We start from the raw sequence: 10,456 nt of genomic DNA on the forward strand, positions 1-10,456 counted from the left end.
CAGTTGGTGGTCGAGGTAGCGTCGATACGTTGCCACCGCGTCGTCGTATTGCCCGACCGCGTTTTGCGTTTCCGCAATTTGTCGCAACAGGTACGTCCAACCGTCACCGAATCGATTGTCCGATTCGGCCATCTGGATCGCACGTTGCAAGAGTGCCAATGCCCGCTCGTTGTTTCGCAGTACGTTTCGATACGCCAGGCCGCAGTTTCGGATCAGGTTTTGATGTCGGATTGGAGCACGTTGCAGTCGCCGATTGCCAGCCGCCAACAGGTCTTCGATCGCCTTCTCTGCCTCCTTGACTTTGCCCTGGTCTTTCAGTTCACGAGCTTTGGATTCGATGCCTCGGATCTCTTCCAAAAACAACTCCTCACGTGTCTTCGGCTTGGAGGCGACTTTCGGTTCAACGGGTTCGTGACGATGTTCCAGTGCGGGATCAAAGTCAACGAGCAACGAATCGGTCGACTCACCCAATTTCCAGACCTGTGACAGGCGGCCTTGCTCCAGCCGAACGAGCAGGTACCGTCGGTCCGGTGAGAGCGAAAGGTGGTTGACAAAGAAATACGGATTGCGACGGATTCTGTCGTTGACTTCCGGGGCGAACGGGAGATATCGCACATGGTCGGGAGAATCGAGTGAGCGAATTTGAATCGCATCGATCCTCGCCTCGTCGCCGGTTCCATTGGTGCTGTACAGCCGATCGGCTTGGAAATCAACAACCGGCGACGCATGAGACTGCAGGTACAGTAGCCGGCGGCCGGACCGCGAATCGAAGCTCGCCACCCCGCTTTCCATCATCGACTTTTGGAATTGCCCAATGATCTGTGTCCCGTCTGGGGCGATTGCCAAGTTTTTCAGCCAATGCTCCAAGGGAATCGTTTTTGATGTCTGGGAGGACAAATCCCATTGACGGGTCAACTTTTGACAGCTCGACAGAATCGACTCACCGCGTCGGTCAAAGTCACAACCGACGATCGATGTGGGATGCGGCGGCAAGTTTGCAATCCGAGTTCCATTGGACAGATCCCACAGCGAAATGTCGCGATCGTCACAGAGCGCCAGGACCGGACGGGTCGGAGAAATGATCGGGAAGCTTCGAATACTCTTCATCGGCCACGACCGCACGAGTACTCCTTGCTCGAGGTCAAATTGTCGTGCGGATTGCTGATCACAAACGACAAAATACCGGCCATCCGGTGAACACGCGGTTGCCCCGACGACAAACGGATCGGTGAACGGAAGTCGACTGATTTCTTGACCCGATTTCAGATCAATCAAGACGACCGATTTGGCTTTTGCGGTCAAGACGCTTGGCCGAGTCTCAGGATCGAATTCGCAAGCAACCATCCGATCGCGTCCCGCGATGTGGATGCCGACGGGACCGTCTTCGATCGTCATCGCCGTCGTGGGGCGGTCGTCAGTGACCTGATATGTTTCCCCGCCGCGATCGGCAAGACTCGTGCATTCAATGAAGGCAACCGAAAGAAGGGATGCCACGAACCGGTAAGTCATTATTGTCCTCAATGAGCGAATGCGTTTCACTGTGAGTATATCCGCGCAACTCCCAAATCGAAGTTCGAATCTCTGGTGCCATCTCTGGTGCCATCGACTCACTCGTTCGAGCTGCCCACTGATTCGGCGGAGGAACACCCCCCGGTGATGTGTTGGTGCCGGCTGCTTAAAACTCAATGGCTGGAACTGAGCTGGCCGTGGTTTGGATGAAGACGTCGCTGGCGAGCAAATCGTATAGGCCCAGTGTTCCACCGAACGCTGTCTGACGCCGATCGATCTGCGTGATCCCGTCCTCATCATCTTGCGTCCTTGAGGCAAGCGAGTGTCGTGTGCCGCCGTTGGCAGGCTCGTCGTCTGCCGACGGCCTTTTCCGAGCATGACGATCCGCCGTTCGCTAAGCTCTGTAGCGGGGGCATCGCGACAAACATCAGGAAGCTGTGATGAGAAAGAGATTGCGAAGGTTTCTTCTGCCGCTCATCGTCCTGACGGTCGGCATCGCCGTCGCGGCGGTCCTGATTGCCACACGGCCGGAATCGACGGCCAATCCGGAACAAGTACGTCCACGCTTGGTCCGGACGTTTCGCGCGACGCCGACGCGCCATCGGCCCGCCGTCCATGCCTACGGAACCGCGCAGGCGGATCAGCAATGGAACGCGATCGCGGAGGTCACGGGTCGTATCAACGTTTTGGCCGATACCTTTGACGACGGCGAGGTTCTGCAGGAGGGAACGCTGATCGCTCAGATCGATCCGCGAGACTACCAATCGGCGCTTGACGCTGCGAAAGCCGATCTTCAATCCCAGCGGGAACAACTCGAGGAGATCAGACGATCGATGTCGAATGTCGCGGACCTGATCGCGTTGCGTGAAGAGCAAGTTGCGATCGCGAAATCCGAGCTGGACCGTCTGCGAGAACTGTCCGATCGCAACGCCGGATCGCGATCCGAGCTTGAACGTGCCGCGTCGTCCCATTTGGAAAGCAAGACGGCGCTGCAGAATCTGCAAAACGAACTGCGACTCCTCCCGATCAGGGAACGCATGACCGAGTCATCGATCAAATCGGCGGAGCTTCGAGTTGAACAAGCCGAACGCGATCTCCAGCGTTGCACGATCGTGATGCCCTTCACCGGTCTGTGTATCAATCGATCGGTTGAACCGCACGAACACGTTGCGATCGGGCAGCCATTGGGGCAGTTCATTTCCGTCGATCGGGCTCAGGTGGTGGCAATGGTCGAAGCCCGGCGGATGTTGAACCTGTTGCCGAAGCTCTCCGACGCGATCGGCACGATTGACCTTCGCAATCAGTCGACATCGTTGGTCGCCGAACTGCGAAAGCGGATCGGATCGATGGGGGTTCCCGTGGATCTGACCTGGCGCGCCGGCGAAGGCGAATCCAGCTGGCGAGGATCACTGGCACGCGTTTCGGCAACGGTGGATCAAACGACGCGGGCGATTCCGCTGATCATCGAAGTCGAGGATGCGTTCAGCGCGATCAAGCTGGGCAAAAAGCCGGCTCTGGTCCCCGGTTTGTTTCTGGAAGTTGTGTTGTACGGTGACCCGCTGGACGGCGTCTTCGTCGTCCCCAGCGATACGATTCGCGATGGGACGATGTACGTGGTCCGAGAGGGTCGGTTGGAGATTGTTGCGGTCGATGTCCGAAACGTGGAACGAAATCGATCGGTCGTCGATGCGGGTTTGCGCGACGGCGACCAAGTCGTGATGACCGACCTGTTTCCCGCCGCGACCGGAATGCCGTTGCGGGTCGAAGAGGTCGACAATCCTGTCAGACCGCGACTCGGATTACCCGAGGTGCCGCAGCCATGATTCGGTACTTTGCCAAACATCCGACGGCCGCGAATCTGTTGATGGCCGCTTTTGTCATTGCAGGTGTGCTGGCCGCGACTCGCCTGAACCGGGGCTTGTTTCCTGAATTCGAAGTTCCCTTGGTGCAGATCTCCGTCGCGTACCCAGGCGCCTCGGCCGAAGAAGTAGAACGGTCCGTGTGTCTCCGCGTCGAGGATCAACTGCGTAACGTCTCCGGTGTCAAACGTGTGGAATCACTCGCCAGTGAGAGCTTTGCGCTGACAACCGTGACGCTCACCGACGATGTCGATCCCTCAGAAGCCCGTGCCGACATCGAAGCCCAGATCGATCGAATCGACAATTTTCCCGATCTTGCCGAACGACCGGTGGTCGAATTGATCGACATCCAACTGTCCGTGCTTTCCATCGCAATTGCCGGAAACGTTGCCGAAAAAGACCTGTTGGCGTATGCACAGCAACTGCGCGACGAATTGCTACGTCTGGAAGATGTCACCGACGTCACGCTCAGCGGGTTTTCCGATCATGAAATTCAAATCAAAGTCGACGAGTCGGCATTGGTCGCGCACGGGCTGAGCCTCCGCGATGTGTCGTCCGCGATTCGCGCACACTCGGTGGACTTGCCGGGCGGAGAAATCGATGTCGGCGATCGAGAAATCTCGGTACGCGTTGCCGATCAGCGCCGCTGGACCGATCAGTTCCGTGATTTGACCGTCGTGTCCAACTCCAATGGAGCGATGATCCCATTGCGGGCGATCGCTGAATTGCAAGATTCGTTCGACGAACCTTGGATTTTCGCGACTTACAACGGTAAACCCGCCTGCCAATTGTCGGTCGGGACGCAATCGCGCGAAGACGTGCTGGCCGTCGCGTCGCGTGTGAAGCGACACCTTGATGACAGCCGGACCGTTTACCCCGATGAGATTTCACTGGCGATCTGGAAAGACAACTCGCCGATCCTGAACGGCCGCTGGACCATGGTCGTCGAAAACCTTGCCCTCGGCGTCTTGCTCGTCTTCTTGACGCTGTGGCTGTTCTTGAACGGTCGCCTGGCGCTGTGGGTTGCGCTCGGAATTCCGATCTCTTTTTTGGGGACGCTTGCGGTTCTCGATGCCAAGGGAATGCCGATCGACATGATCTCAATGCTCGGGCTGATCGTGGCAATCGGCTTGATTGTCGATGACGCCATCGTGATCGCAGAGAACGTCTATGCGCATCGCCAACGCGGTGCCAGCGGGATCGACGCGGCGATCAACGGAACGCGGGAGGTCAGCATCGGTGTGTTGTCTTCCTTCATCACGACGGTGGCAATCTTTTTCCCGTTGCTGATGATCGCCGGGACGTACGGGAAAATCCTCTACGTCGTTCCCTTCTGTGTGATTCTGGCCCTGGGCGTGAGTTTGATCGAAGCGTTTTTGATTCTTCCCAAACACCTCTCGACGGCGTTGCCCGACCGATCGCAACCTCACCCCTTACGCAAGCGAATCGATCGAATGATCAACTCGGTTCGCGACAACGTGTATGGCAGCCTGCTTGATTGGTCACTGCGAAACCGCGCCACGACGTTCGCTGTGATGTTCGCGGTGTTGATTGCCGCGGCGGGGCTTGTCCTCGGGGGCAGGCTTGCGTTTCGGCCGATGCCGGATATGGATACGAACTGGATCTCGGCAACCATCGTCATGCCCGAGGGAACCAGCAGCGATCGGACCCGCGAAGTCGCGCGGCGTGTGGAAGCATCGCTACGGCAAGTCGATGAACATTTCAGTCCCAACGAGGTCGGTCAACGCGATCTCGTTCGGCACGTCTGTGGCTATTATGGCAGCCTACCCGAGGTCACCGAACAAGGCCCCCATGTCGCGTCGATCTGGTTGGAGATGATTGATACGGAGTTTCGCGTTGCAAACATCAATGACGTCGCCAGGTATTGGAAGGAGCAAGTGGGGGACGTGGCAGACGTCGAAAGGCTCACGTTCGAGCAGGTCATGGTGGGACCGCAGCTACGCCCCATCCATCTGGCATTGCACGGATGCGATCTCGAATCGCTTCAGCGGGCCGGTGAAAAGGCGCAAGACAAGCTGCGGGAATTTGCCGGGGTGAAGAACATTCGATCGGACTACTCGTCCGGCCGGCAAGAGATCCGGGTGCGGCTGAAAGAGTCGGCTCAAACCCTCGGGTTCACGTCCAGCGACGTTGCCAACCAGCTGCGCGCCGGGTTCTTTGGTGAACATGTTCAGCAATTTCAACGTGGCGACGACGTAGTCGACGTGACCGTCATGTTGAGCGACAAAGACCGTTCATCGCTGGAAGATGTCACATTGTTTCAGCTGCTCTCGCCGACGGGGACCTCGGTCGCCTTGCACGAGGTGGCAGACACAGAAATCGGACATGGATTGTCAACCCTTTCGCGGCTCAACGGTCGACAAGTCGTCAACGTTTTCGCCGACGTCAATCCGGCGAAAGCAAACGCGGCCCTGATCTTGAGTGGATTGCGGCGTCACTATTTCCCGACGCTGCAAAGCGAATTTCCCGGGTTGACCGTACAACTGCGTGGCGAAACCGAAGAAACGGCCGAGAGCATCGGCAGCTTGATTCGCAACTCGATCATCGGCGTCGTCGCCATCTTTCTGGTTCTTTCGTTTACGTTCCGGTCGTATCTGGAACCCTTGATCATCCTGCTTGCCATTCCGCCGGGAGTGGTCGGTGTGATCGTCGGCCACTGGTTGCTGGGCATCAATATTTCGATGCTGAGCATGATCGGACTGGTTTCACTTGCCGGAATTTTGGTCAATGACTCGATCGTGATGGTCGAGTTCATCAAATTACGGCTGTCCGAGGGAATGATTCCGATCGAAGCCTTTTCGCAGGCGGGACGAGATCGGTTTCGTGCCGTCGTGCTCACGACCGCAACAACCTGCATGGGGCTAATGCCGATGCTGTTGGAAACAAGTATGCAAGCGACCGTGTTCAAAGGACTGGTCGTCGCGATCGTCTTCGGCGAGCTGTTCAGCACGACGATGATCCTGATCTTGATTCCGTGCAGCTACAGCGTCTTAGGTCAGGCCGGACTGCTGGCAACCAACGATGTGAATGCAGACGCCGTATCGGTTACCGGGTGATCCATCAATTCGATTGGTTTCCGGTCCGCTGCAGTGCCGACCGGCGGTGCACCAACCACCCCAGAACGAGCAACTCGTTCAAGGGGCGCGGTGAACCACCGATCAAAACGTCTCAATGGTACGTCGGACGCGGAGACCGCGTCCGCTGTACCCGTCGCGCGATTACTCGTCCTCTGCGCCCGCTCCCGGTTCCGGTTGCGCATCCAACTCTTCCATGCTGATGTCCAATTCAGGATTTTCGGCAAGGAAGGCTTCGATCTCATTCGAGTTGGTTGAGACCGTTGGAGCCTTTTCGCTGCATCCGAAAATGCAGCAGGCACACACTAGCACCGAGAGGAGTTTAATGGTTGATGACATGGTTGAAATCATTCTCATTGGGAAGTGGTAAGTGGTTTGCGATAGAACAGCGTGGATCACGGGAAGTCTGTGAGGACTTCACCTGAGGCTCGTGTTCCGAGTGCTCCCCACAGACCGTAAGGGCTCTCGATGCCGGGCGTAGAATCGGGATCGGTGTGTTGCGCATGGACCCCCACTTGGCCTCGGCTGACATCTCCCGCTTCGATGGAATCGGTCACGAAGGTGACCGAACCGTCGCCCATCAAGACGTGGCACCCGCCTTGGTGGCGGCTGCTCGGTGGGGCGACGACGATCGACACGGCGTTGGAATTGCCACACAATTCGGAGTTGGGCGGCAAAATCGTCAGCACTTGCGTGTACAGCGGCAGCAGCGACGACCACTTGAACCCGCGTTTTTCTTCCGCGCTTCCGGACAATCGGTTGGGGGCAGGCGTGCTCGACCAGAATCGTGGACGGTCCGGGTCAAGACTTTGTCGACAGTGGATGTTGCCGCCCATGTTCAGAATGTTGATGGAGGAATCGAGCAGATGGGTTCTGGAATCCCGATCGCCGAGGTCCGTCGCGATCTCGCCCATGAAGATCGTGTTGGAAAGTCCGTCCAGGATGTCTCGGAATTTGGAATCGAGTTGAACGGCGAACGCGCCCCGCTGTGACGCCTGAACGCGCGAATACATCGGCGGCGTTCCACCAGACTGCCGGATTCCGGTCAATCGGTTCAACGCGCCACCGAATCCGGTGTCGCAAGAGTCACCCGTGCACATTGCGTAGTTCGTGCGTCCGGATGCGGGAAGTCCCACGCCCGGATCACTCGGGCATCGCAGCGTCGGAATTTCGGTCAACCATGGATCGTAGTTGCCCTGCGACAAATGGGCCGACAGCGGCATGCCTGGCCACGGACCCATCGGGTTATACGTCTTTGTGTTTCCAGAGGAGTCAACGGTTTGGAATGGGTTTCTGATCTGATCCCAAAGTCCTTGTTGTTCGAAGAAGGCGGTTAATCCGACCAGTGCGGACAACTCAATTCGGTTGTTGCCGCGAACATCGCTCGCCGCACGCCCGGCGTGAGGACCCTTGGTTCCTCCTCCATGCGGAGGCAGCTGCTTGTATGCCGAGTGGTAGTTATGAATGGCCAGTCCGATTTGTCGGAAGTTGTTGCTGCAACTCATTCGCCGGGCCGCCTCTCGAGCGGCTTGAACAGCGGGAAGCAACAAACCAACAAGGATGCCAATGATGGCGATTACCACCAATAACTCGACAAGTGTGAAACCACGTTTCAGTGTTCTGACCTTCATGCGGGTCCTCTCCTCTCTCACTCCGTTTTGGAGTGAAAGCTCTTTGGGAAATAGATAAAAAACAAGATGCAACCGGCGAGCTACTGTGAAAAGGGATCGAAAAACTCTGCCCGCGGGAACCGCCTACCCGAGCAGTTGAGGGGTCTCTCGATCGCATATGAGCTAGCCGGGGGAAGACTAATCAGAGGGTGATTCATCAAGCAAGCAGTAAGCTGCCACCCCCAATGCAGCGAAATACCGGTAAGGCGAATCTGTTACCGCTACAGATTGTTACCGGCTCGGAATCACAACCCGTTGACAAGAAAATTATCGACTTTTCATTTTGCGCATGGAGGACCGTCAAAGCGTTCAACAAAAGTGTCCAGCAATCAGCGTGCTTTCTGTGTCGTAATTCATTTGCAGGTTGTCGCAAAACCTAATCGGCCATCTCTATCGAGTGATGATCGTTACAGGGTGATCGATCACCCAACGGCCGATCGCTGACGCCGATGGAAAAGCAGCCAGCGAACGACGTGGGTCGCGCGCTGGCTGTTTGCATTCGCTGGAATCGTTGACGTTGAAGCCGCCGGCGGTCTAACTTTCGATCGCCTTGTTCGCATCCTTGTCTACCTTTGCGACTTCGGCCTTGGCAGCCTGCTTGGCATCCTTCCCTTCGGCCGTCGCCTGTTGTTTGACGTCTTCCGCCACCGTCTCGGCATCGGCTTTCAATTGCTCAGGGTGCAACCCTTCCTCCTTGGCGGCCTCTCGGATCGACTCGGACGCCTTCTCCACGACACGCGTTGCTCGTTCGGCGAGGCTATCCCCGGTCAGACCTTGCGACTGCGCAGATTGCTTGGCGGCTTCGACCGTGTTTTCGACGGCTTGCTGGCCTCGGTTGATTGCCTGTTCGGCTTGTTGTTGAGCCCCTCGCATCACCGCATCAGACTGCTCGCCCATCCAGTCATCTTCGCGGCGGGTTCGCGGAATCAGAGCGCCGGTGATCGCACCGAGTGCAAGGATTCCCAGTCCGAGTGCCAACGGCGTTTCATCATGGGCGCGTTGGACTCGGCGGGCGGTTCTGTCGTACACCTGCGCGAGCTGGTCTCCGGTTTGGGCGGTCGCGTTGGAGAGTTGACGACCGGACCGTCGGCCGGCCCGCCGGGTGGCGCGAGCTGCATCCCGTGCGGCGGCTCGGCTACGCAAGTAGACACGTCGCGATGCTTCGCTGGTCGACGACGTCGCCGATGAAACCGCTTCGCCCACCGACGATGCGGCTGATTTAGCGCCGTCGACAACTGATGAGGCAGCGGAGCTGACCGCGTTGCCGGTGCTCTTGGCCGCGTCCGAGGCGGACTCGGCAGCGGACGAGGCACCCGATTTCGTTGATTCCCACGTGGAGGATAGCGTCTCACCGGCTTTCGAAGCGGCTGAGGAAACCTGATTGCCTGCCTTTCCTAGCATGCCCTGCGAATCCTCCTCGTCGTCGAAGCTTTCCGGGACAATGATCTCTGCCTGGTGTTGACCGACATCGTAGCGCGTGTCGAGCAACAAGTCGTCCTCGGTGTAGAACGGCCGATCGTCAGGGTCGATCATCTCGAGGTCATCCTCGACGTCCAGGTTACGTTGACGCGATGATGAAATGTGGTCCTGGTCCGACGCGTCCCGCCGGCTACCGAATGCCAACCATGCCAATCCTGCACCGACCAGGGTCGCACCGATTGGGTTCTCGCTGACCTGTCGAGTGAGATTACTGGCAAAGTCGCTGGCGGCATCGCCGGCGCGTTTAGCAGTATCGCGCGTTTGCGGGCTGCGAAAGATGGAGATCACGTCATCGAGGAGATGTCGCGGATTCAGTCGTTCGCCGAGTTCGTCGAGCGTTTCATCCATTGCTCCACGTGTTTGATCGATCCGTCGTTTGATTTCACCGCTATCGCGATGCTCAAGATCGTCGGTCGGGGGCACGCGGTTGACGTGAGTCTTGTTGTCGTAGTGACCATTCTTGTTCACTTGGTTTTGGCTTGTAGCCATTGCTTGTCCTCCTTCAAAGATTGTTTCGTTCGTTCGGGCACCGGTGAGAAGTTGGCCAGTGTCTCCTTTGCCTTGGCAAACATGGCCAGTCCGATTCCGCCGACCACGAGTCCGACGATCAACGGGGCGATCCACAAGGCATGGACTGGTAGTCCCGCCAACCCGATCGCGACGTACAATCCGTACGACACGGCGAGTAACAGAAAAATGAGTCCGAGGTGGGCAACGGCGCCGCCGACGATCAGCAGGGCCGAGTTTCGTCCGACGACGCTTGCCTTCTCGCTCATCTCGGTTTTCGCGAGCGCGACCTCTTCGCGAACCAACGCGACCGACTCGTCACGCAGTTCTTTGATCA

The 10,456-nt window shown here is 57.7% G+C and carries 6 protein-coding genes and 1 pseudogene; 2 read left to right on the forward strand and 5 right to left on the reverse strand.

The features are described 5' to 3' along the window. A pseudogene (locus ABX749_RS09135) lies at positions 1 to 1,509 on the reverse strand (hypothetical protein); the annotation flags it as partial. 440 nt (positions 1,510 to 1,949) lie between these two features. Between ABX749_RS09135 and ABX749_RS09140 the strand changes: the two are divergent. Beyond that, positions 1,950 to 3,332 (forward strand): efflux RND transporter periplasmic adaptor subunit, encoded by a 1,383-nt coding sequence (locus ABX749_RS09140; protein ID WP_372895704.1) that lies wholly within the window; start codon positions 1,950 to 1,952, stop codon positions 3,330 to 3,332. Between the two features lie 41 nt (positions 3,333 to 3,373). Next, positions 3,374 to 6,445 carry an efflux RND transporter permease subunit gene (locus tag ABX749_RS09145; protein ID WP_372895705.1) on the forward strand — a complete coding sequence of 1,024 codons (3,072 nt, stop codon included), beginning with the start codon at positions 3,374 to 3,376 and terminating at the stop codon, positions 6,443 to 6,445. 162 nt (positions 6,446 to 6,607) lie between these two features. Here the strand turns inward: ABX749_RS09145 and ABX749_RS09150 are convergent, their stop codons facing one another. From ABX749_RS09150 to ABX749_RS09165, 4 genes are all read right to left on the reverse strand, one after another. Further along, entirely contained in the window at positions 6,608 to 6,802 is a 195-nt protein-coding gene (locus ABX749_RS09150; protein WP_145207493.1) for a hypothetical protein, read from the reverse strand. Positions 6,803 to 6,858: 56 nt separating this feature from the next. Continuing rightward, positions 6,859 to 8,094: a DUF1559 domain-containing protein gene (locus ABX749_RS09155; RefSeq protein WP_145207494.1), complete on the reverse strand. Its 1,236-nt coding sequence runs from the start codon at positions 8,092 to 8,094 to the stop codon at positions 6,859 to 6,861. A 573-nt stretch (positions 8,095 to 8,667) separates the two neighbouring features. After that, a complete protein-coding gene (locus tag ABX749_RS09160; protein WP_372895706.1) occupies positions 8,668 to 10,101 on the reverse strand; it encodes a DUF3618 domain-containing protein in 1,434 nt (477 codons plus the stop codon). Beyond that, positions 10,077 to 10,456 (reverse strand): phage holin family protein (locus tag ABX749_RS09165; protein WP_372895707.1); only part of this gene is annotated, 380 nt, incomplete at its 5' end. The genes ABX749_RS09165 and ABX749_RS09160, both read right to left, overlap by 25 nt.

Origin of the sequence: Stieleria sp. (assembly GCF_041595215.1) — a bacterium.
GTDB lineage: Bacteria > Planctomycetota > Planctomycetia > Pirellulales > Pirellulaceae > Stieleria > Stieleria magnilauensis.